Here is a 20,052-nt window from a genome sequence, read left to right as displayed (position 1 = left end):
AGAAATGTGCTCGACGTACGGCCGTCCCGCCGGATGGACTGGGGGCATGACGACATCTCAGGACGACTTGCTTCCCGGTACCCGCCGGGCGCTGCTGCATCGGATCGCCGTGGCCCAGGCCGAAGGGCGGGCGCCTTCGTTGGTCGCGGCGGTGGTCCGCGGCGGGCGGGCGGTGTGGCACGGTGCGTGGACCTCGGTGGACGGGCACGGGCCGGACGAGAACGTGCAGTACCGGATCGGCTCGATCACCAAGACGTTCACCGCCGTCCTGGTGCTGCGGCTGCGGGACGAAGGCGTCCTCGACCTCGGTGACCCGCTGGAGAAGTATCTGCCCGGCACCGGCGCTGGGGAGGCGACCATCGCCGAACTCCTCGCGCACACGGGCGGGTTGGCTGCCGAGTCACCCGCGCCCTGGTGGGAGCGGACACCGGGTTCCCTACGGCCCGAGCTTCGCGATGTGCTGGGCGATCAGCCCCTGCTGCATCCGGCCGGCCGCCGGTTCCACTACTCGAACCCCGGCTACTCGCTGTTGGGCGCACTCGTCGAGGAGCTGCGCGGCGCCTCCTGGGAGGACGTGCTCCGGCGGGAAGTACTCGAACCGCTGGGCCTCGACCGCACGAGCGCCCAGCCGCAGGCACCGCACGCGGGTGGCTGGGCGGTGCACCCCTGGGCCGATGCGCTGCTGCCGGAACCCGCCGAGGACTTGGGCCGTATGGCTTCGGCCGGGCAACTCTGGTCCACCACGGGCGACTTGGCGCGGTTCGCGGTCTTCCTCGCCAACGGCGACGACCGGGTCCTGAGCGCGGAGTCCGTACGGGAGATGCGGACGCCGGCCGCACCGGCGGAGGCCGCGGATGTCGTGGACGGTTCCGCGTACGGGCTCGGCCTACAGGTGCAGCACCGTCATGGTCGGTTGCTCGTCGGTCATTCCGGATCGCTGCCCGGCTTCCTGGCGAACCTCACCATCAGCTTGGAGGACGACGTCGCGGCGGTGGTCCTGGCCAACTGCACTTCCGGGCCGTTGCTGTCAGCGGTGGGCGCCGATCTCGTCCGGATCGTCGCGGAGGCCGAGCCGAAGATTCCCGAGCCGTGGCGCCCGCTGTCTGAAGTCGACGCCGAGGCGCTGGAGTTGGCGGGCCAGTGGTACTGGGGCACACACGGCTTCGCCCTACGGCTGACCGCCGACGGCGGCGCCTCGCTGGAGCCGCTGGCCGGCAGCGGCCGCCGTTCGCGTTTCCGGCCGAACGGCGACGGGACCTGGACTGGGCTGGAGGGGTACTACGCCGGAGAGCTCCTACGGCCCGTACGGCGCCCGGACGGGTCCCTGACCCACCTGGACCTCGGATCGTTCGTCTTCACGCGTCAGCCGTACGGCGAGAGCGGTTCTGTGCCGGGCGGGGTGGACCCCGAGGGGTGGCGGGGGATCCGCTAGCCGGTGCGGTCGAGGAGGCGCCATGTTTCACGTGAAACGTCGTGTTTCACGTGAAACACGGCCACCCCGTTCGTTGACGGGGCCGCCGTGCTCTTGCTGGTTGAGGGATTGCTCAGAGAGGGAGCTTGAAGCCGACGTGTGAGGCGGTGAAGCCGAGCCGCTCGTAGAAGCGGTGGGCGTCGGTGCGGGTGACATCGGAGGTTAGCTGGACCAACTGGCAGTCCTGGCGCCGCGATTCGTCGATCGCCCACTCGATGAGCTGTGTGCCCAGGCCGCTGCCCCGCTCGTCCGCGTGGATGCGTACGGCTTCGACGATCGAGCGCGTGGCGCCCTTGCGGGACAGCCCGGGAACGATCGTGAGCTGGAGTGTGCCGACGACCCGGTCCTCGCGGACGGCGACGACGAGGTGCTGGTTCGGGTCGGCGGCGAGGCGCTCCAGCGCGGCCAGGTAGGGCGTCAGGTCGTCCGGTGACTCGCGCTGGGAACCCAGGGGGTCGTCGGCGAGCATGCCGACGATGGCGGGGATGTCCTCGGTGACCGCGGCTCGTATCTCAAGATCTCCCATGGCCCCACCTTAGGCAAAGGTGTGCGGGCGGTGCGGGACGGACCTAGGCGGGCACGTTCATCGACTCCACGACCCGGACCAGGGGCGCCAGTTCGGGGTTCTCGGCCGCCGCGTCGAGTGCCTCGCGCAGGGCGGTGTCGTTGGTCGGGCGGGCCTCTTCGAGCAGGGTGAGACCGGCCTCGGTGACATTCGTGTAGATGCCCCGGCGGTCGGTCGGGCACAGGTACCGCGAGAGCAGGCCACGGTCCTCGAGCCGGGTGACCAGCCGGGTGGTGGCGCTCTGGCTGAGGACGACCGCGTCGGCGACCTGCCTCATCTGCAGATGACCTCCGTCACCGTCGTGCTGCCGGCTGAGCACGTCGAGCAGCGAGTACTCGCGCATGCTCAGGTCGTGCCGGGCCTGCAGGGCGCGCTCGATGTGCGCCTCGATCCTCCCGTGGAGCAAGGAGAGGGCGCACCAGCCCTGGGCGAGGGCGGTGAGTGCGGGGTCCGTCGCTGTCATTGGCGTTTCCTCCGTCCCGGAGCGGCTGAACCCAGGATAGAGCACAGCTGAAATAGTCCGCGCTTGCACTTAGCCCGCGTCTGCAACTATTGTGAACGCACGCAAAGCGCTCCTGCAATCTTCTGGGAAGGGTACATCCCCATGCCTCTCGCGCTTCTGGCCCTCGCGATCGGGGCCTTCGGAATCGGTACGACAGAGTTCGTGATCATGGGCTTGCTGCCCCAGGTCGCGGGCGACTTCGGAGTCTCCATCCCCACCGCGGGCCTCTTGGTCACCGGCTACGCGCTGGGTGTGGTGATCGGCGCCCCGCTGATGACCGTCCTCGGCACCAAGATCCCCCGCAAGCGGATGCTGATGCTGCTGATGGGGCTGTTCATCCTCGGCAACCTGCTCTCCGCCGTCGCCCCCAGCTTCTCCGTGATGCTGATCGGCCGCGTGGTCGCCTCGCTCGCCCACGGCGCCTTCTTCGGCATCGGCTCGGTCGTCGCGGCCGAACTGGTCGCGCCGGACAAGAAGGCCGGAGCCATCGCGATGATGTTCACCGGGCTGACCGTCGCCAACGTCGTCGGCGTCCCGCTGGGCACCCTCGTCGGGCAGTCCGTCGGCTGGCGCGTCACCTTCGCCATCGTCGCGGGCCTCGGCGTGATCGGCTTGGCCGGGATCGCCAAGCTCGTGCCCGACCTGCCCAAGCCCGAGGGCGTCCACCTGCGACACGAACTGGCCGCGTTCAAGAACGCCCAGGTCCTGCTCGCCATGGCGATGACCGTCCTCGGCTTCGGCGGCGTCTTCGCGGCCATCACCTACATCGCGCCGATGATGACCCACGTCGCGGGCTTCGCCGACGGCTCCGTCACCTGGCTGCTCGTCCTCTTCGGCCTCGGCATGGTCGGCGGCAACCTCGTCGGCGGCAAGTTCGCCGACCGCGCCCTGATGCCCATGCTGTACGTCTCGCTGGGCGCCCTGGCGGTCGTGCTCGCGCTCTTCACCGTCACCGCCCACAACAAGATCGCGGCAGCCGTCACCATCGCCCTCATCGGCGCCCTGGGCTTCGCGACCGTGCCGCCGCTGCAGAAGCGCGTCCTCGACCAGGCACACGGCGCCCCGACGCTCGCCTCGGCCGTGAACATCGGCGCCTTCAACCTCGGCAACGCGCTGTCCGCGTGGCTCGGCGGCATCGTCATCGCGGCCGGTCTCGGCTACACCGCCCCGAACTGGGTCGGCGCCGCCCTCGCCGCGGCCGCCCTGGTCCTCGCGATCCTCTCCGCCGCTCTGGAGCGCCGCACGAGCACCCGCGGCGCCGTCGTGGCCGGCGGCACGCCGAGCGAGCAGCTGACCGCCGTCCACCACTGACCCCGCCGGGCCGGAGCGGGGAGGCACGGGGCCAGGGCCGTCCCCGTCCCTTCTCGCCCGGCCGTCCGACCACCACCCCACACAGCAACACCCGCAAGGAGAAACCCTGATGAGCACCACCACCGCCGTAGCCCCGCTGACCATCCAGGACGCCGAAACGCTCGTCGCCGAGGCCCGTCGGGCCGCGGAGGCCGCCGGGGTCACCGTGAGCATCACCGTGCTGGACGCCGGCGGCCATCTGCTCGCCTTCCGGCGCGACGACCGCGCCGTGCTGATCTCCGGCGAGACCAGCACCCGCAAGGCCTACACCGCGCTCCAGCTGAACGCGCCCACCGCCGACCTCGTCGACGCCGTCCAGCCCGGAGGCCTCTTCCACACCCTGCCCACCGCGCTCGACCGGCCGCTGCTGTTCATCGCGGGCGGCATTCCGGTACAGCGCGACGGTCGGCTGATCGGCGCGATCGGTGTCGGCGGCGGCGCCCCGGCGCAGGACCACGGCTTCGCCCAGGCCGCCGTAGAGGCGCTTGTCTGAGGTCTGGAGTGACGGAAACGCCGGTTCCCGACGAGGCAGGTCGGAACCGGCGTTCTGCGTGTCCGGGGAGCGTCAGCCCGCCGCGACCGTCAGGGGAGCGAACCGGCGGGTCCAGTCGCCGGGCAGCTCCGGGGTCCCGTACGTCATCACGGTGTTGAAGGCCGAGGAAACGAGCCCGTGTTCCTTCACCCAGGACAGCAACGCTTCGTGGCGTACGTCGATGTCGGTGCGCAGCGGACGGTCGGTGCGGGCGGCGAGCGAGGCGAGGAGTGCCTGCGCCGTCTCCGTGTCCTGGGCGATCAGCGGGCCCACGACCTGTGTGTCCATGTTGGGCCAGGCCGCGGCGTAGCCGACGATCCGGCCGTTCTCCTCCGCCACCCTCAGCTGGTCGGCGAAGGCGGGCAGCCGTGTGATGAGGGGCGTGCGATCGGTACCGAACACCGCTTCGTCGAGGCGAAGGATGCCGGTGAGGTCCTCGGCCGTGGCCGCGCGGGTGGGGATCGGGGACTCAGGTCCGGCCGCCGTGAAGTGGCCACGCACCGTCTCGGCCCGGCCGGTCGCCTTGAAACCGAGTTCTTCGTAGAGCGGGCGGCCGGACGAGGTCGCGTGCAGGGTCAGTGGGGTGGTGCCCATGGCCGAGACCAGGTGGCGCATCAGCCGACGTCCCACGCCCTGGCGGGCGTACCGCTCGGCGACCAGGACCATGCCGATGGCCACGAGATCCGGGCGGTCCTGCGGGCCGTACTCCGTGGTGACGCAGGCCGCGAGGAGGCCGCCCTCGGGTGCGTCGATGCCGTAGCCCTTTCCGGCGCTGAGGAGGAAACCCCACTTGTGTTCCTCGCGTGGCCACCCCCGGTCCTCGGACAAGTCGGCGCAGGCGAGGCGATCGCGGAGCGTCAGCCGGCGGATGGGCAGAGCGGCGAGGGAAGGAGTCGGCACGCAGGTCAGGCTGTCTGACATGCGTTGTCGGCGTCCACCTGTTTCCGCCGAGACGTACGTGCTTTTGGCCATGTCATGGGCGGCCGCACAAGGCATCGACAGAAGCCGGATGTTTCACGTGAAACAGCGGCGAACGGCAAGCATCCGACAGGCCCGCGGAATGTGCCACAGCTCAGCCGACTAACCTCGTTGGACATGGCGAGACTTCATCTCTTCGACCTCGACGGCACTCTGATGCACGGAACCAGTGCGCCCCTCGAGATCTCCCGGCAGCTCGGTCTGGAAGCCGAGACGGTGGCGCTTGAGCAGGCGATCTCGACCGGACTGATCGGACCGCCGGAGTATGCGACCCAGGTGTACACGCTCTGGGCGAATCTCACCGAGGCGCATGTGGCGGCGGCTTTCGAAGGCGCCCCGTGGCTGGCGCGGATTCGGGACGTCTGGGCCGAGATCAGGAGCGTCGGCGAATACTGCGCCGTCGTATCGCTCTCGCCATCTTTCTTTGTGGAACGGCTCACGGGCTGGGGCGCCCACGCGGCACATGGATCGCTTTTTCCCGCCGTGCCTTTCACCGCGCCGGCCATGGATCTGGGCGGAGTTCTCAACGCGGCGGCCAAAGTGGTGATCGCGGATCGGCTCTGTGAGGAGTTCGGGGTGACGCGGGCGGACTGTGTCGCCTACGGCGACTCGATGTCGGACAAGGACCTGTTCGGTGTCGTGCCCGTCTCCGTCGCGGTCAATGCGGATCAGCATCTGACAGGCCTCGCGACCCACTCCTATGAGGGGCGGGATCTGTGGGATGCCTACGAATTGGTGCGCGGCGCCCGGTAATTGAGGGAATCGATGGTTCGCCCCTCCTCCTGTTCGCGGGGAGTGAGGCGGCACTTGTCTGCGTAGCGCGGGCCGGTATGGTCGACTCCGGTTCTTGTCCGGGGCTGGACGCCGCGTGAGAGTACTGCGGGCAATGTCACACTCTCGCCTTACTTGTCCGTACGCAGTGGGAATGTGGGTTGGATATGGCTGTATCAGCCGCTTGATCGAACGGGGAGAAGCAAGCCGTCCGCGCGGAAAGCAGGCAGCTTCCGGATGAGGAAGCGCGCCGAACGACCGAAAGATGTTCGAGGCGAGGCACACCATGGACGCTCCGACCACCACGTCGGCCGACAACGGCACGTCCGGGGGCAGCGGCGGAAGCGGCTGGTTCACTCCGCGCAAGCAGCCGGAGACGCCTCCGGCCGAGGACCGTGAGACGACGGAGGGACGACGCCCCGCCGTACTGCGCCCGGTCCGCAGGTCCGCCGGAGGGAACAAAGAGCGCCCTTCTACGGAGGGTTCGGCCCCGCAGACTCCATCGGCACCTTCGGCTTCGCCGGGGCAACAGGCACCTCCGGCTTCACCGATGTCAGCGGCTCCACCCGCCTCACCGGCTCCGAGTGGCGATCGCGGACCCGGCGATCCCGCCAGGCACGCTGATCGGCAGGGCGTAGCGCCCGGCCAGGAGCGAATACCGTCGGCCGGGACAACCCCGCAGCCGTCAACTCCCGCTCGGCCCTCAACTCCCGCCCAGCCCATGGCTCCCGGCACTCCTGCCGCGCCTCCTGGCGCCCAGCGCATGCCTCCCGCTCAGCCCCCGGCACCCGCCCCAACGTCGGCGGCACATCCGCCGCACGCCCGGCAGCCCGCTGCCCCCGGCCCCGCTGCGGCTGCGCCCGGGCAGACCGCCCCCGCGCCGACCGCCGCCCCGCCCGCCCGCGCCCACGTGCCCGCCCAGCGTGCTTCCAGTCCCGCCTCCGCGCCTGCTCCGACCGCCGCTCCCGTCACCCCCACCGAGAAGGCCTCCCCGGACGCCGTCCTCATCCGTCGGACCATGTCCGAAGTCGGCCCCGTCGCCGACAAGGTGACCTCGTACTTCTACGCGCTGCTCTTCGTGCGCCACCCCGAGCTGCGGTCGTTGTTCCCGGCGGCGATGGACACCCAGCGGGACCGGCTGCTCAAGGCGCTGCTCACTGCCGCGGAGCACATCGACAACACCGACGTGCTCGTCGCGTATCTGCAGAACCTCGGCCGCGGGCACCGCAAGTACGGCACCCGGCCCGAGCACTACCCGGCCGTCGGCGAGTGCCTCATCGGCGCGCTGAACAAGTACGCCTCCGCCGTGTGGGACGCGGAGACCGAGGCGGCCTGGGTGCGGGCGTACACGACGATCTCGCAGGTCATGATCGACGCGGCCGCGGCGGACGAACTGCGCGCACCTGCCTGGTGGCACGCGGAGGTCGTCTCGCATGACCTCAGGACCCGGGACGTCGCTGTCGTCACCGTCCGCCCGGACCAGCCGTATCCCTTCCTCGCCGGGCAGTACACGAGCGTGGAGACGCCCTGGTGGCCGCGGATCTGGCGGCACTACTCCTTCGCGTCTGCGCCCCGCTCGGACGGGCTGCTGACCTTCCACGTGAAGGCCGTCCCCGCGGGCTGGGTCTCGAACGCGCTGGTGCATCGCGCCCGCCCCGGCGACGTCATCCGGATGGGACCGCCGGCCGGTTCGATGACCGTCGACCACACCACCGACAGCGGACTGCTCTGCCTCGGCGGCGGCACCGGCATAGCGCCGATCAAGGCACTGGTCGAGGACGTCGCCGAACGCGGCGAACGTCGCCCGGTGGAGGTGTTCTACGGCGCCCGTACGGACCACGACCTGTACGACATCGACACGATGCTCCGGCTCCAGCAGTCGCTTCCGTGGCTCTCCGTCCGGCCGATCATCGACCAGCAGGCGCATCTCCAACTGCCGGACGCCATCCGCACGTACGGGCCCTGGAACGAGTTCGACGCCTACGTCTCGGGCCCGCCCGGAATGATCCGCAGCGGTGTCCACGCCCTGCGGGACGCCGGTGTTCCCTCGGACCGCATACGGCACGACTCGGTCGAGGAGTTGGTGGTGACCGGGGACTGACCCGGTGCCGAAGGCGTCAGCCCAGGTCGGGGGCGTGCATCGCGAGGACCCCTTCGATGTTGCCGTCCAGATAGTGCCGTAGCGACAGGGGCACGAGGTGGACGGACGCGATGCCGACTCTGGTGAACGGGACTCTGACGATCTCGTACTCGCCGAGGGGCTCGTCCACCTCGGGGCCGTGGCGCAGGGCCGGGTCCATGGACTCCAGGTGGCAGACGAAGAAGTGCTGCACCTTCACGCCGGTCGAGGCCGCGTCCGCGCCGATGTGCTCGACGGTGTCCACGAAGCAGGGAACCACGTCGGAGATCTTGGCGCCGAGCTCCTCGTACACCTCGCGGTGCAGGGCGTCGACGACGGTGGTGTCCTCGGGTTCGACGCCGCCACCGGGTGTGACCCAGTAGGGATCGACACCGGGCTTGGTGCGCTTGATCAGGATCAGGGCGTCGCCGTCGAGAAGAACGGCACGTGCGGTGCGCTTGACCACGGGTCGGACGGTCATGGGAGAAATGTGGCCCGGCTGGTTCCACGTGAAACATCGCGGGACGTGACCTTGACGGTTCGGAGCGTGATGTTTCACGTGGAACCAGCGGGTTCGCCGCAGGTCGGCGGCAAAGTGCCTGGTCAGCCCCAGCGGGCGGCAGCCCGGTGCAGCCACTCGTGGGCGCGGGCGATGTGCGGCATCGCGAGAGTGCCGGTGCGGACCACCAGGAAATACGTCCGCAGTGGCGGAACCGCGGGTTCGTGGAGCGGGACGACCTCGCCGCGCTTCAGCGCCAACGCGCACAGATAGCGCGGCAGCACCGCGAGCCCGGCGCCCGCGATCGCGCAGGCGAGGACCGCGCGGAGGTCCGGCACGATCACGGTGCCTGGGGCGGCCGGGCGGGAGTCGAAGACGGAGGCCCAGTACCGGGAGACGAACGGCAGCGACTCGTGGACCTCGATCACGGGGAGGTCGTCCAGGACGGGCGCGTCCTTCGGGCCGGGCTGCGCGGAGCCGAGCCGCTCGGCCCGGTGCGGGGCGGCGACCAGGACGTGTTCCTCGTCGCAGAGTGTCGTCGCGCTGAGCAGAGCACCGCGCGGACGGGCCGTGCTGATGGCCAGATCATGATGTCCGGCGGCCAACCCCTCCAGGGTCTCCTCGGCGTTCCCGAAGGACGCCCGCAGCGCGAAGCCCTGGCCGTCGTCGCCGGTCAGCTCGGTGAGCGCGGGCAGGGCCCGCTCGGCGGTGAACTCGGGGGGACCGGCGAGATGCAGGGTGCGCAGCGAGGCGTCGTTGTCGGGGCCCGTCTCGGCTATCTCCACGAGGGCGTCGAGATGGGGCGCGGCCTTGTGCGCGAGTTCGTCGCCCATGGTCGTGGGGGTGACCCCGCGGGCCTGGCGCAGGAACAGGGGGCGGCCCAACTGCCGTTCCAGGGTGCGGATCTGGGATGTCACCGCGGGCTGGGAGAGGCCGAGCAGCGCTGCGGCGCGGGTGAAGGAGCCGGCCCGGTGCACGGTCACGAAGGTGCGCAGCAAGGCCAGATCCATGGCTCGCACGCTCCTTTCCCACCCTTCCTCCGGCCCCGGGCAGGGCCCAACTATAAATAAGTCGATAGGTCTCTGTCGCTACTGTGATTGGACACTGACACAGAGTCAACTAGCCTTGTTCGCGCGGTTCTTCGCGCGCAGAACCGAGGACGGTCCGAGCCACGAGGGGGGAGGCTCGGACCGTCCGTTGTGCGTAGCCGGACGCCTGCAGACGGCACGTAAGGCGCTCACCGCGCCGACTCGTCCAGCGCACGCAGCACGTCGGCCACCAGGTCCTCGGGGTCCTCGGCACCGACCGAGAGGCGCACGAAGCCCTCCGGTACCGCGTCCCCGCCCCAGCGCCTCCGCCGCTCGGCAGTGGACCGCACCCCGCCGAAGCTCGTCGCGTCGTCCACGAGTCGCAGCGCGTCGAGAAAACGCTCGGCACGCGCGCGCGTGGGCAGCGTGAACGAAATCACGCACCCGTAGCGCCGCATCTGCTGCGAGGCGATCTTGTGCGAGGGGTCGTCGGGCAGCCCCGGGTAGCGCAGCCCCGTGATGTCGTCCCGGTCGCGCAGGACCTGCGCGAGGGTCAGCGCGGTGGCGTTCTGCCGGTCGACGCGCAGCTGGAGCGTGGCGATCGAGCGGTGCGCGAGCCATGCCTCCATGGGCCCGGGGATCGCGCCGACGACCTTGCGCCAGCGGCGTACGGCGCCCATCGCGGTCGTGTCGGACCCGGCGACGTATCCCAGGAGGACGTCCCCGTGCCCGGTGAGCTGCTTGGTGCCGCTCGCCACGGAGAAGTCGGCGCCGAGCTCCAGCGGGCGCTGTCCCAGGGGCGAGGCGAGGGTGTTGTCGACGGCCACGAGGGCGCCACGCGCGCGTGCCGCGTCGGCGAGTCGCCGTACGTCGCACACGTCGAGCCCGGGGTTGGACGGGGTCTCGATCCACAGCAGCTTGGCGCCGTCGAGGAGGTCGAGCTGGGCGTCCCCGCCGGTCGGCGCGGTGCGCACCTCGATGCCGTACGCCTCCAACTGCTCGCGCACCAGGGGCAGCACCTGATAGCCGTCGTCGGGCAGTACGGCCACATCGCCCGCGCGCAGCTGCGAGAACAGCACCGACGAGATGGCGGCCATCCCGGAGGCGAACACGAGCGTCTCGACGTCGTCCCGCCCGGGCGCCTCCAGCTCGCCGATGGCGCGCTCCAGGTGGGTCCAGGTGGGGTTCTCGTCGCGGCCGTACTTGTACGGTCCCGTCGCGTCGCCCGGGAGATGGAAGTGCGCGGCGAACACCGGCCCGGGGAGCGTCGGTTCGTACTTCACCGGCTCGGGCAGACCCGCCCGCACCGCGCGCGTGCCGTCCCCCGCGCCGCTTCCGATACCTCCGGCTGTCGCGGAATCACTCATACCGCTCGTCCCTCCACTTCCTCACGCACTGCGGCGAGCAGCCCTGTGCTCGCTGCCTCCACCATCTCAAGACACTCCTCGAAGCCGTCCAGGCCCCCGTAGTACGGATCCGGTACGTCCAGGTCAGCGGGGGCGTCGAGGTCGTAGGAACGGAGCAGGTGGACCTTCTCGGCGTCCTGCTCGGTCGGGGCCAGTCGACGCAGAATCTTGCGGTGGCCGGAGTCGAGGGCGACGACGAGGTCCAGGCGGGCGAACCAGGAGGCCTGGAAGCGGCGGGCGACGTGGTCGGTGCCGTAACCGTGCTCCTCCAGGACGGCGACGGCGCGCGGGTCGGCGCCGTCGCCCTCGTGCCAGCCGTCCGTGCCCGCGCTGTCGACCTCGACCAGGCCGTCGAGCCCGGCCTCGGCCACCCGCGCGCGGAAGACCGATTCGGCCATCGGCGAACGGCAGATGTTCCCGGTGCAGACGAAGCTGACGCGGTACGTCATCGCGTGCTCAGTCCCCTTCGGGGAGGACGACGTTGAGCGCCCAGGAGACGACCGAGATGATCAGGCCGCCCAGGACGGCGGTCCAGAAGCCCTCGACATGGAAGCTCAGGTCGAGCTTGTCGGCCAGCCACGAAGTCAGCATCAGCATCAGCGCGTTGACCACCAGGGTGATCAGGCCGAGCGTCAGGATGAACAGCGGGAAGGTCAGCACCTTGACGATCGGCTTGACCAGGAAGTTCACCAGACCGAAGACCAGGGCGACGAGGAGCAGCGTCCAGACCTTCTTGAAGGTGCTGTCACCGGTCAGGGTGATCTTGTCGAGGATCCATACGGCGACCGCCAGGGCACCCGCGTTGGCGATCGTCTTGACTAGGAAATTCTTCATGTGTCTGATCGTGACAGAAGAGATCGAATCCGAGCGTGGACGAGGGCGATGAAGGCATTCCGGTTGGATGAACTGGAGGCGGAGCGTGCCGCCAACGACGGCGCGTACCTGCAGTTCCTGCGCGAGAAGAACATGTCGGTCGGCCTGTACGCGCTCGATTCCGGTGAGCACGACCGGCAGCAGCCGCACAACCAGGACGAGGTGTACTTCGTCGTGAGCGGCCGGGCCGCGATCACCGTCGGAATGGAGACCACGCAGGTGGCGCGCGGCAGCGTGATCTATGTGCCGGCCGGGGTGGCCCACAAGTTCCACCACATCAGCGAGGACCTGCGGGTGCTGGTGGTGTTCTCGCCTCCGGAGGCCTGAACCTCCCCAAGGCCTGCCCCTTCCGGAGCCTCCGGGTCTCCACCGGAAGCCTGATCCGCGTCTCAGGGTTCCCTAGGGGAACGGTCAGGGGAGGACAAGGGATGCGAGGCCCCCGTTCGGCCTTCGCCCGCCCTAGCATCGAGTGCAGGACATCAGAGATCCGGTGCGGGAGTGCCGGACACAGACCGGACCCGGTTCGAGCGACGGGCGGAGAGGTACAGGACGAGGACAATGCGAGAGATCTTCGCGGGACTGCCGTGGTGGGTTAAGTGGGTCGCGGTGCCGGTCATCGCCCTGGTCGTGTTCGGCGGTCTGATAGCGACCGTCGTGGGCTTTGTCATCGGACTGCTCTTCAAGGCACTGGTCTTCGTGGCGCTGGTCGGCGGACTGGTCTACATCGTGCGGAAGTTCACGTCGAGCTCCTCCTCGCGCAGCGACTGGTGAGGTCCAGCGGGGCGACCGGTGATCGGTAACAGGAATCACCGGTTCCCTCGGCCGGGGGAAGTTTCCCGGACAGGCCGTCTGCGGGCGGTGGCGGGCGGTTAAAGTCCGGAACTCCTCGCGGGGACGAACCCCGCGAGCGGCGCACCCCCTCCCCGTGTTCCCCGCACGGGCCGCCCCCTCGCGCTCCGGAAGTGACCCTTGGCCACGGTTGACACCGCATCCGTAGAACAACCCCACGCACCCCCCGCCCAGCCGGTCCCGCCCACATGGCCAAGCGCCGTGGCGATCCCGGCCCAGCTGCGACCTGTGGCGACCTCCGCACAGGTACGCGCCGGGGTGACCTCGGCGCAGGTAGGACCGGTGGCGGCTCCCGTGCAGCTACGACCGTTGGCGGACGCCCCGCCGCTACGTCCCGCCACAGAAACCCCGCCGCTACGACCCCTGACAGCCGCCGCGCGTACCCGCCCCGTCGCGGCACCGCCGCAGCAGCGCTCTGCTGAGAACGTCGCCGGCGTCGGGGTCGTCGATCCGCAGCCGTCCGCTGCCACGCTCATCGGGTCCGTTCAACGGGCCATGCGTCTGCTGGAGTCCGTCGCTGCGCACGGGCACGGGGCGCCCGCCAAGCAACTGGCCCGCGAGACCGGCCTCGCTCTTCCCACCGCCTACCACCTGCTGCGCACGCTCGTGCACGAGGGCTATCTCCGGCGTGACAAGGGGCTGTTCTTCCTCGGGGAAGCGGCTGCGCGGCTGAGCAGCAGCGGAGCGCAGGAGAAACGTCGCAGCACGATCGTCGACGCGTTGGCAGGTTGGCGCGATTCGATCGGTGTGCCGGTGTACTACGCGATGTACCGCGACGGCGAGATCGAAGTCCTGTGCGTCTCCGACACCCCCGGCAATCCGGCGGTCGAGGAGTGGGCCGACTTCCGTGAGACGGGGCACGCGCACGCGATCGGGCAGTGTCTGCTGGCCCAGTTGGACGAGGACGGCCGCCGCGACCACCTCGACCGGTACCCCGTGCGGTCCCTCACCCCGTACACCGTGCGGGACGACCACGCCCTGCTGCGGCGCCTGGAACGTATGGGGCGAATGGAGCTGGTGGTGGAGCGTCAGGAGTACGCGCTGGGCACGGTCTGCGCGGCGGTCCCGATCACGCTCGGCACCACGGCGGCCACGATGGCCATGTCCCTGCCCTCGCATCAGGCCGGACGACTGCTCACCGCGGCACGGCAGTTGCAGACCGAGGTCGGCAGGCTGCTGGGGTCGCTCGCGCTCTCTATCAGTATCTGAAAACTTACTCCTTGTAATCTAACGTGTACGTTCAGCAATATTCCTTCAGTGTTACGGGGATCATTCCCGGCCAGTCGACGGCAATTGACGGGATAGGCGATGCACGAGTCCGTTCAGGCAGAGGTCATGATGAGCTTCCTCGTCTCCGAGGAGCTCTCCTTCCGCATCCCGGTCGAGTTGCGCTACGAGACGTCCGATCCGTACGCCGTGCGGCTGACCTTCCATTTGCCGGGCGACGCCCCGGTGACCTGGGCCTTCGGTCGCGAGCTGCTGATCGACGGGCTGGGCATGGCGTGCGGGGAGGGCGACGTGCGGATTGAGCCCGTCGACCCCGAGACGTTGGGTGAGGTGCTGATCCGGCTTCAGGTGGGCAGCGACCAGGCCCTGTTCCGCACCGGGGCGGCTCCGCTCGTGGCGTTCCTCGACCGCACCGACCGGCTGGTTCCGCTCGGTCAGGAGGCCGCCCTCGCGGACTTCGACACCCACCTCGACGAGGCGCTGGACCGCATCCTGGCGGAGGAGCAGAGCGCGGGGTGACACGTTCGTCGCCCTGCCGGGGGCGGGAGTTGGCGTAACGCTTCGCCACGCGGCCTGGGGGCATTGATCCCCTGATCCCCTGATCCCCTGGACGCCGTAGAGCTCCTGGACGCGCTGAGAGCCCTGAAGGTCCGTCGGGGCCCGAAGGTTCTCCCAGGGGCCCGGAGTTCCGCAGTAACGCTTCTGCGCGGCTCCCTGGGGCGGTTCCAGCCGCCTACGGTGTTTGCGGTGCGGTGCAGTGGAGTGCGGGTGCTTGCGGCGCCTCAGGCGTTGCGGAACCTCAGCGCTTGGGGTGCCTGAGCGGTACCGGAGCCTAAGTGCCGGCGTCGCCTCCAGGGCTACGTCGCCTCAGAGCCGGGCGTCCCTCAGTGCTTACGGCGTCGACCCTTCCCTCCGCGTGCCGCCGCAGGCTTGGCGCTCGGCGCTGCGGTGGACGTCGTAGCCGAACCGGCCCCACCCGCAGCACTCGTAGCCGCCGCACCCGCTGCCCCCGCCGGAACCGCCTCGCGCCCCGGCCGGTCCGCCGAGACGACCAGGGCCGCGAGGGCCGTCGTGACCGGTACCGACGCGACCAGGCCGATCGAGCCGACCAGTGTGCGGACGATCTCCTCGGCGACCAACTCGCTGTTGGCGACGGACCCCACACTGCTCTGGGCGATGGAGAAGAGCAGCAGCAGCGGCAGCGCGGCACCCGCGTAGGCGAGGACGAGGGTGTTGACGACGGAGGCGATGTGGTCGCGGCCGATGCGGATGCCGGCGCGGTACAGCCCGCGCCAGCCCATCGACGGGTTGGCCTCGTGCAGTTCCCAGACCGCCGAGGTCTGGGTGACCGTCACATCGTCGAGCACACCGAGCGAACCGATGATGACGCCGGCGAGCAGCAGACCGCTCATGTCGATCGACGGGTACAGCCCGTGGATCAGGCCCGTGTTGTCGTCCGTGTTGCCGGTCAGCGCCGCCCAGTCGATGAACACCGAGCCCAGGATGCCGATCAGCACCAGCGACATCAGGGTGCCTAGCACCGCCACGGACGTACGGGCCGACAGCCCGTGGCACATGTAGAGGGCGATCAGCATGATGGCGCTCGACCCGACCACCGCCACGATCAGCGGGTTCGAGCCGTGCAGGATCGCGGGCAGGATGAAGAAGTTCAGGATCATGAAGCTGATGGCCAGCGCGATCAGCGCCATGACTCCGCGCAGCCGGCCCACCACCACGACGGCCAGCGCGAAGATCCCGGCGAGCAGCGTCATCGGGAGCTTACGGTTCACGTCGGTGACGGAGTACTGCAGATCCCTGGGCGCCGAGGGTTCGTACGCGACCACGACCTTCTCGCCCTGATGCAACTGCCGTGACTGGTCGGGCTGGACGATCTCCGTGAACGTACGGCCCTTGTCCTTGCCGGTGGAGACGGTGACCGTGGCCTTCTTGCAGGTGCCGGCCGCTTCCTGTGCCGCGGAGGAGCCCTCGGCAGTGGAGGTGTCCCCGGTCGAGCCGCCGCCGGATGCGTTCACCGACGCGCAGCTCACGCTGACGACCTTGGTGACCGTCGCCTGCTGGGTCTGCCGGTCGAAGCCGACGCCGGTGCGCTTGTGCGAGGGGGCGCCGCCGGGCCACAGCACCACCATGCCGACCACGACCGCCACGGTGAACGGGATCAGGATCGCCGCGATGACCTTCCGCAGATGGCGGGAGACGGGTGCGGCCGGCCCATGGCTGTGTGAATGACCGTGCCCACCGCCTCCACCGGAACCGTGCCCACCGGACCCGTGGCCGCCGTCGCCGCCCGCTCCATGGTCGTGCCCGGAACCGTGGTCGTCGCCGGATCCATGGTCGTGGCCGTGGGGCGGCCCGGTCGGCGGGTACGGGGGCTGCTGTGTCGTGGTCACCGCCCGATCATCGCAAGAACGCCGGAGGCCCACTGTTCACCGCGCCACTTATGGCGCTAGCGTGGAGGCACCTTTGCACACGCGGGAGCTCGGAGCACCGGGCTGAGAGGGCGCTGACCTTCGTCTCTGCGATGTTTCACGGGAAACGTCACCTGAAGCGGGTGATGTTTCACATGAAACATCGGCTGACGGAAACCGCTGCGTCGACCGCCGAACCTGTTACCGGGTAATGCCGGCGTAGGGAGTAGGTCTCATGACCAACAAGGACGCACGCACGCCTGCCTCCAGCCAGGACGAACAGCCCATTCCGGGCAAGGAGTCCGCACGGGCCGAACAGCCCACGGAGGCCGGGAAGTCCATCGGCTGGCACAAGGGGTACATCGCGGGCTCGCGCCCCGATCTACGGGTGCCGGTCCGTCAGGTGCACCTCACCAACGGGGAGTCGGTGACGCTGTACGACACCTCGGGCCCGTACACCGATCCGCTCGTCGACACCGATGTCCGCAGGGGACTGGCGCCGCTGCGGGAGAACTGGATCATCGCCCGCGGCGACACCGAGGAGTACGCGGGCCGACCCGTCCGCCCCGAGGACGACGGGATCAAGCACACCTCACCGCGCGGCGGACTGCGCAACCTGGACGCGGTCTTCCCGGGGCGCCCCCGTCAGCCGCGCCGAGGCCGTGACGGTACGGCGGTCACCCAACTCGCCTATGCGCGACGGGGCGAGATCACCCCCGAGATGGAGTTCGTGGCCGTACGCGAGAACGTCGAGGCCGAGGTCGTCCGGGAGGAGATCGCGGCCGGACGGGCGGTGCTGCCCGCCAACGTCAACCACCCCGAGATCGAGCCGATGATCATCGGCAAGCGGTTCCTGGTGAAGGTCAACGCCAACATCGGCAATTCCGCGGTCACTTCCTCCATCGAGGAGGAGGTCGACAAGATGACCTGGGCGACGCGGTGGGGTGCGGACACGGTCATGGACCTGTCCACCGGCCGCAACATCCACACCACGCGTGAGTGGGTGCTGCGCAACTCCCCTGTCCCCATCGGCACGGTGCCGCTCTACCAGGCGCTCGAAAAGGTCGACGGCCGCGCCGAGGAGCTGACCTGGGAGATCTACAAGGACACGGTCGTCGAACAGGCCGAACAGGGCGTTGACTACATGACCGTCCACGCGGGTGTGCGGCTGCCGTTCGTACCGCTGACGGCGAACCGCAAGACGGGCATCGTCTCCCGCGGCGGCTCGATCATGGCGGCCTGGTGCCTGGCGCACCACAAGGAATCGTTTCTGTATGAGAACTTCGAGGAACTCTGCGAGATCCTCGCCGCCTACGACGTCACGTACTCGCTCGGCGACGGCCTGCGGCCCGGTTCGATCGCGGACGCCAACGACGAGGCGCAGTTCGCGGAATTGCGGACGCTCGGGGAACTCAACACGATCGCGAAGCGTTTCAATGTACAGACGATGATCGAGGGCCCGGGACACGTCCCGATGCACAAGATCAAGGAGAACATCGACCTTCAGCAGGAGATCTGTGATGAAGCTCCGTTCTATACGCTCGGCCCGCTGACGACGGACGTCGCGCCTGCGTACGACCACATCACCTCCGGCATCGGTGCCGCGATGATCGCCTGGTGGGGCACGGCCATGCTCTGCTATGTCACGCCCAAGGAGCACTTGGGCCTGCCCAATCGTGACGACGTCAAGACCGGCGTCATCACCTACAAGATCGCCGCCCACGCAGCCGACCTCGCCAAGGGGCACCCCGGTGCACAGGTATGGGACGACGCGCTGTCCGACGCCCGCTTCGAGTTCCGCTGGGAGGACCAGTTCAACCTGGCCCTCGACCCGGACACGGCACGGGAGTTCCACGACGAGACACTTCCGGCCGAGCCCGCCAAGACCGCTCACTTCTGCTCGATGTGCGGGCCGAAGTTCTGCTCGATGAAGATCTCCCAGGACATCCGCCGCGAACACGGCGGAAGCCGGGAGGAGATCGAGGTCGGGATGGAGCAGAAGTCGAAGGAGTTCGCGGCGGCGGGCAACCGGGTGTACCTGCCGATCGCCGACTGACGACGAGCGGCTAGCTCTTCGGCGAACTCGCGGCGGGCTTCAGGCACAAGGCGTGATCGACGAGGGTACCCGTCGCGCGGTTGAGGGCGGCAAGGTCCGGCGGTGCGGTGGTGGTCGTGATGGAGACCGTCACCGCGCGCCTGCCGTCCGCGCTCACCGCGGGGCGGGTGTTGACGCCCGGTCCGTCGCCCTCGTGCATGTAGTAGAAGCCGCCGCAGGACAGCGGCATCTTGCGGAGGCCGAGGCCGTAGGTGCCCTCGGGCAGCTCGGCCACGTCCTCCGGGTCGTCGTTCCGCGCGACGGTCTGCCGCATCTCGCGCCACTGCTCGGCGGGGAGCAGCCGGCCGTCGGCCAGGGCGCGGAAGAAGGTGTTCAGGTCGGCGGTGGTGCTCACCACACCGGAGTCGGCGGTGTGCTGGTAGCTCTGCTCGGTGACGTCGAGGCGCTTGCCGTCGGCGGTCGTCAGATACGCGTTCACATGCGGGTCGGGGAGGAACGGGTTGAGCCCGGGAATGGAGGTGTTCCGCAGTCCGAGTTTCGCGATGATCCGGTGCTCGACGAGGTCCTGCCAGCTCGCGCCGCCGGCCTTCTCGGCGATCATCCCGGCCAGCAGGTAGTTGGTGTTGGAGTACGCCCACCGGGTGGCTCCGCCCGGCTGCGGCACGAACAGCGGCCGGTGCTTCATCGCCACCGCGACCAGGTCGGCCGTGGGGGTGTCGTCGTAGCGGTTCTCGTCGAAGTGGTTGAGCAGCCGGTCCTGGATCTCCGGGTCGTCGATGTAGTCGTACAGCCCGCTGGTCTGGCGGAGCAGGTCGCGGACGGTGATGCGGCTGCCGTCGTTGCCGTTGCCCGAGACGACCGAAGGGAGCCAGTGTTCGACGGTGTCGTCGAGCGACAGCCGCTTCTCCGCGACGAGTTGGAGGACGACGGTCGCGACGAAGGTCTTGGTCGTGCTGGCCACGCGGAAGTGCGCGTTCCAGGGGACCGGGTCCGTGGAGCCGGCGGTGCGGGTGCCGATGCGGGCCATGAGGGGCGCGGTGCCCGTTCCGTCGACCCTGGCCAGCACGTTCACGTCGCCGCCACCGGCTTTCCGTACGGCCGCGAGGTCGTGTTGGAGTGTCGTCGCGGTGTAGGAGGGGCTCGGCGTCGGGTGTCCGGCGGTGGCGGCGGTCGCGGCCAGCGGTGTGCCCAGTGCGAGCAGGGCTGCTGCCAGCGCGGCGGCGCCGGCCTTCTTCGACGACGGCATCTGCATGGTCGGATCCCCCGGTGCTCTGGTTCTCGGTCGGTGACGATCACCAGCCAACCGGATCTGCCGGCGCGGGAGGATGGGACTGCCCTCCGAATGAGGGGTACACCCAGCCCCCCTGCGGACCACGGGTTCACCCCCGGCGGCCCCCTTC

General features: G+C 69.5%; 20 protein-coding genes. 10 read left to right on the top strand and 10 right to left on the bottom strand.

Going from position 1 to position 20,052, the window contains the following annotated elements:
- The first annotated feature begins 46 nt into the window (after positions 1–46).
- Positions 47–1,432 carry a serine hydrolase domain-containing protein gene (locus OHT77_RS22880; RefSeq protein WP_328830376.1) on the top strand — a complete coding sequence of 462 codons (1,386 nt, stop codon included), beginning with the start codon at positions 47–49 and terminating at the stop codon, positions 1,430–1,432.
- Between the two features lie 112 nt (positions 1,433–1,544).
- Here OHT77_RS22880 and OHT77_RS22875 read toward each other — a convergent pair whose 3' ends face one another.
- Both OHT77_RS22875 and OHT77_RS22870 read right to left on the bottom strand, forming a co-directional pair.
- Entirely contained in the window at positions 1,545–1,997 is a 453-nt protein-coding gene (locus OHT77_RS22875) for a GNAT family N-acetyltransferase (RefSeq protein ID WP_328830375.1), read from the bottom strand.
- 43 nt (positions 1,998–2,040) lie between these two features.
- Positions 2,041–2,499, bottom strand: coding sequence for a MarR family winged helix-turn-helix transcriptional regulator (locus tag OHT77_RS22870; protein WP_328830374.1), 459 nt, complete (start codon positions 2,497–2,499; stop codon positions 2,041–2,043).
- 141 nt (positions 2,500–2,640) lie between these two features.
- On the opposite strand from OHT77_RS22870, the gene OHT77_RS22865 reads away from it, so the two are divergent.
- Both OHT77_RS22865 and OHT77_RS22860 read left to right on the top strand, forming a co-directional pair.
- Positions 2,641–3,849: an MFS transporter gene (locus OHT77_RS22865; RefSeq protein ID WP_328830373.1), complete on the top strand. Its 1,209-nt coding sequence runs from the start codon at positions 2,641–2,643 to the stop codon at positions 3,847–3,849.
- A 109-nt stretch (positions 3,850–3,958) separates the two neighbouring features.
- Positions 3,959–4,381, top strand: coding sequence for a GlcG/HbpS family heme-binding protein (locus OHT77_RS22860; RefSeq protein WP_266770468.1), 423 nt, complete (start codon positions 3,959–3,961; stop codon positions 4,379–4,381).
- Between the two features lie 72 nt (positions 4,382–4,453).
- Here the strand turns inward: OHT77_RS22860 and OHT77_RS22855 are convergent, their stop codons facing one another.
- Positions 4,454–5,320, bottom strand: a complete 867-nt coding sequence (locus OHT77_RS22855) for a GNAT family N-acetyltransferase (RefSeq protein WP_328830372.1) — start codon at positions 5,318–5,320, stop codon at positions 4,454–4,456.
- A 195-nt stretch (positions 5,321–5,515) separates the two neighbouring features.
- Between OHT77_RS22855 and OHT77_RS22850 the strand changes: the two genes are divergently transcribed.
- Both OHT77_RS22850 and OHT77_RS22845 read left to right on the top strand, forming a co-directional pair.
- Entirely contained in the window at positions 5,516–6,151 is a 636-nt protein-coding gene (locus tag OHT77_RS22850) for an HAD family hydrolase (RefSeq protein WP_328830371.1), read from the top strand.
- A 283-nt stretch (positions 6,152–6,434) separates the two neighbouring features.
- Positions 6,435–8,270, top strand: coding sequence for a globin domain-containing protein (locus OHT77_RS22845; RefSeq protein WP_443048092.1), 1,836 nt, complete (start codon positions 6,435–6,437; stop codon positions 8,268–8,270).
- Positions 8,271–8,286: 16 nt separating this feature from the next.
- On the opposite strand, the gene OHT77_RS22840 is transcribed toward OHT77_RS22845, so the two are convergent.
- The 5 genes from OHT77_RS22840 to OHT77_RS22820 form a co-directional block, all read right to left on the bottom strand.
- Positions 8,287–8,769, bottom strand: a complete 483-nt coding sequence (locus OHT77_RS22840; protein ID WP_328830369.1) for an NUDIX domain-containing protein — start codon at positions 8,767–8,769, stop codon at positions 8,287–8,289.
- A 122-nt stretch (positions 8,770–8,891) separates the two neighbouring features.
- A complete protein-coding gene (locus OHT77_RS22835; RefSeq protein WP_328830368.1) occupies positions 8,892–9,797 on the bottom strand; it encodes a LysR family transcriptional regulator in 906 nt (301 codons plus the stop codon).
- A gap of 227 nt (positions 9,798–10,024) precedes the next feature.
- A complete protein-coding gene (locus OHT77_RS22830; protein WP_328830367.1) occupies positions 10,025–11,182 on the bottom strand; it encodes a cystathionine gamma-lyase in 1,158 nt (385 codons plus the stop codon).
- On the bottom strand, positions 11,179–11,670 hold the full coding sequence (locus tag OHT77_RS22825; RefSeq protein ID WP_328830366.1) for a low molecular weight protein-tyrosine-phosphatase: 492 nt from the start codon (positions 11,668–11,670) through the stop codon (positions 11,179–11,181). Before OHT77_RS22825 ends, OHT77_RS22830 begins: the two co-directional genes overlap by 4 nt.
- 7 nt (positions 11,671–11,677) lie before the next feature.
- A complete protein-coding gene (locus OHT77_RS22820; protein ID WP_033285767.1) occupies positions 11,678–12,055 on the bottom strand; it encodes a phage holin family protein in 378 nt (125 codons plus the stop codon).
- Positions 12,056–12,103: 48 nt separating this feature from the next.
- On the opposite strand from OHT77_RS22820, the gene OHT77_RS22815 reads away from it, so the two are divergent.
- From OHT77_RS22815 to OHT77_RS22800, 4 genes are all read left to right on the top strand, one after another.
- Positions 12,104–12,421 (top strand): cupin domain-containing protein, encoded by a 318-nt coding sequence (locus OHT77_RS22815; protein WP_033285768.1) that lies wholly within the window; start codon positions 12,104–12,106, stop codon positions 12,419–12,421.
- Positions 12,422–12,652: 231 nt separating this feature from the next.
- Positions 12,653–12,865, top strand: a complete 213-nt coding sequence (locus tag OHT77_RS22810) for a DUF5326 family protein (RefSeq protein ID WP_328830365.1) — start codon at positions 12,653–12,655, stop codon at positions 12,863–12,865.
- Between the two features lie 552 nt (positions 12,866–13,417).
- Positions 13,418–14,152, top strand: a complete 735-nt coding sequence (locus OHT77_RS22805) for an IclR family transcriptional regulator (protein WP_328834309.1) — start codon at positions 13,418–13,420, stop codon at positions 14,150–14,152.
- 99 nt (positions 14,153–14,251) lie between these two features.
- Complete coding sequence (locus OHT77_RS22800; protein ID WP_266770484.1) at positions 14,252–14,689, top strand: SsgA family sporulation/cell division regulator; 438 nt, start codon at positions 14,252–14,254, stop codon at positions 14,687–14,689.
- 365 nt (positions 14,690–15,054) lie between these two features.
- On the opposite strand, the gene OHT77_RS22795 is transcribed toward OHT77_RS22800, so the two are convergent.
- Complete coding sequence (locus tag OHT77_RS22795) at positions 15,055–16,578, bottom strand: YibE/F family protein (RefSeq protein WP_328830364.1); 1,524 nt, start codon at positions 16,576–16,578, stop codon at positions 15,055–15,057.
- Positions 16,579–16,831: 253 nt separating this feature from the next.
- Between OHT77_RS22795 and thiC the strand changes: the two genes are divergently transcribed.
- Positions 16,832–18,652 carry a phosphomethylpyrimidine synthase ThiC gene (thiC, locus tag OHT77_RS22790; RefSeq protein WP_328830363.1) on the top strand — a complete coding sequence of 607 codons (1,821 nt, stop codon included), beginning with the start codon at positions 16,832–16,834 and terminating at the stop codon, positions 18,650–18,652.
- 10 nt (positions 18,653–18,662) lie between these two features.
- Here the strand turns inward: thiC and OHT77_RS22785 are convergent, their stop codons facing one another.
- Complete coding sequence (locus OHT77_RS22785; protein ID WP_328830362.1) at positions 18,663–19,904, bottom strand: serine hydrolase domain-containing protein; 1,242 nt, start codon at positions 19,902–19,904, stop codon at positions 18,663–18,665.
- Between the last annotated feature and the right edge of the window lie 148 nt (positions 19,905–20,052).

The sequence above is a fragment of the Streptomyces sp. NBC_00252 genome, assembly GCF_036187565.1.
GTDB lineage: Bacteria > Actinomycetota > Actinomycetes > Streptomycetales > Streptomycetaceae > Streptomyces.
This window is presented reverse-complemented; position numbering and strand designations above follow the sequence as displayed.

Coding starts and splice junctions, on each gene's coding strand:
- OHT77_RS22880 (WP_328830376.1), top strand. CDS start 47: ATGACGACATCTCAGGACGACTTGCTTCCCGGTACCCGCCGGGCGCTG.
- OHT77_RS22875 (WP_328830375.1), bottom strand. CDS start 1,997: ATGGGAGATCTTGAGATACGAGCCGCGGTCACCGAGGACATCCCCGCC.
- OHT77_RS22870 (WP_328830374.1), bottom strand. CDS start 2,499: ATGACAGCGACGGACCCCGCACTCACCGCCCTCGCCCAGGGCTGGTGC.
- OHT77_RS22865 (WP_328830373.1), top strand. CDS start 2,641: ATGCCTCTCGCGCTTCTGGCCCTCGCGATCGGGGCCTTCGGAATCGGT.
- OHT77_RS22860 (WP_266770468.1), top strand. CDS start 3,959: ATGAGCACCACCACCGCCGTAGCCCCGCTGACCATCCAGGACGCCGAA.
- OHT77_RS22850 (WP_328830371.1), top strand. CDS start 5,516: ATGGCGAGACTTCATCTCTTCGACCTCGACGGCACTCTGATGCACGGA.
- OHT77_RS22845 (WP_443048092.1), top strand. CDS start 6,435: ATGTTCGAGGCGAGGCACACCATGGACGCTCCGACCACCACGTCGGCC.
- OHT77_RS22840 (WP_328830369.1), bottom strand. CDS start 8,769: ATGACCGTCCGACCCGTGGTCAAGCGCACCGCACGTGCCGTTCTTCTC.
- OHT77_RS22835 (WP_328830368.1), bottom strand. CDS start 9,797: ATGGATCTGGCCTTGCTGCGCACCTTCGTGACCGTGCACCGGGCCGGC.
- OHT77_RS22830 (WP_328830367.1), bottom strand. CDS start 11,182: ATGAGTGATTCCGCGACAGCCGGAGGTATCGGAAGCGGCGCGGGGGAC.
- OHT77_RS22825 (WP_328830366.1), bottom strand. CDS start 11,670: ATGACGTACCGCGTCAGCTTCGTCTGCACCGGGAACATCTGCCGTTCG.
- OHT77_RS22820 (WP_033285767.1), bottom strand. CDS start 12,055: ATGAAGAATTTCCTAGTCAAGACGATCGCCAACGCGGGTGCCCTGGCG.
- OHT77_RS22815 (WP_033285768.1), top strand. CDS start 12,104: ATGAAGGCATTCCGGTTGGATGAACTGGAGGCGGAGCGTGCCGCCAAC.
- OHT77_RS22810 (WP_328830365.1), top strand. CDS start 12,653: ATGCGAGAGATCTTCGCGGGACTGCCGTGGTGGGTTAAGTGGGTCGCG.
- OHT77_RS22800 (WP_266770484.1), top strand. CDS start 14,252: ATGCACGAGTCCGTTCAGGCAGAGGTCATGATGAGCTTCCTCGTCTCC.
- thiC (WP_328830363.1), top strand. CDS start 16,832: ATGACCAACAAGGACGCACGCACGCCTGCCTCCAGCCAGGACGAACAG.
- OHT77_RS22785 (WP_328830362.1), bottom strand. CDS start 19,904: ATGCAGATGCCGTCGTCGAAGAAGGCCGGCGCCGCCGCGCTGGCAGCA.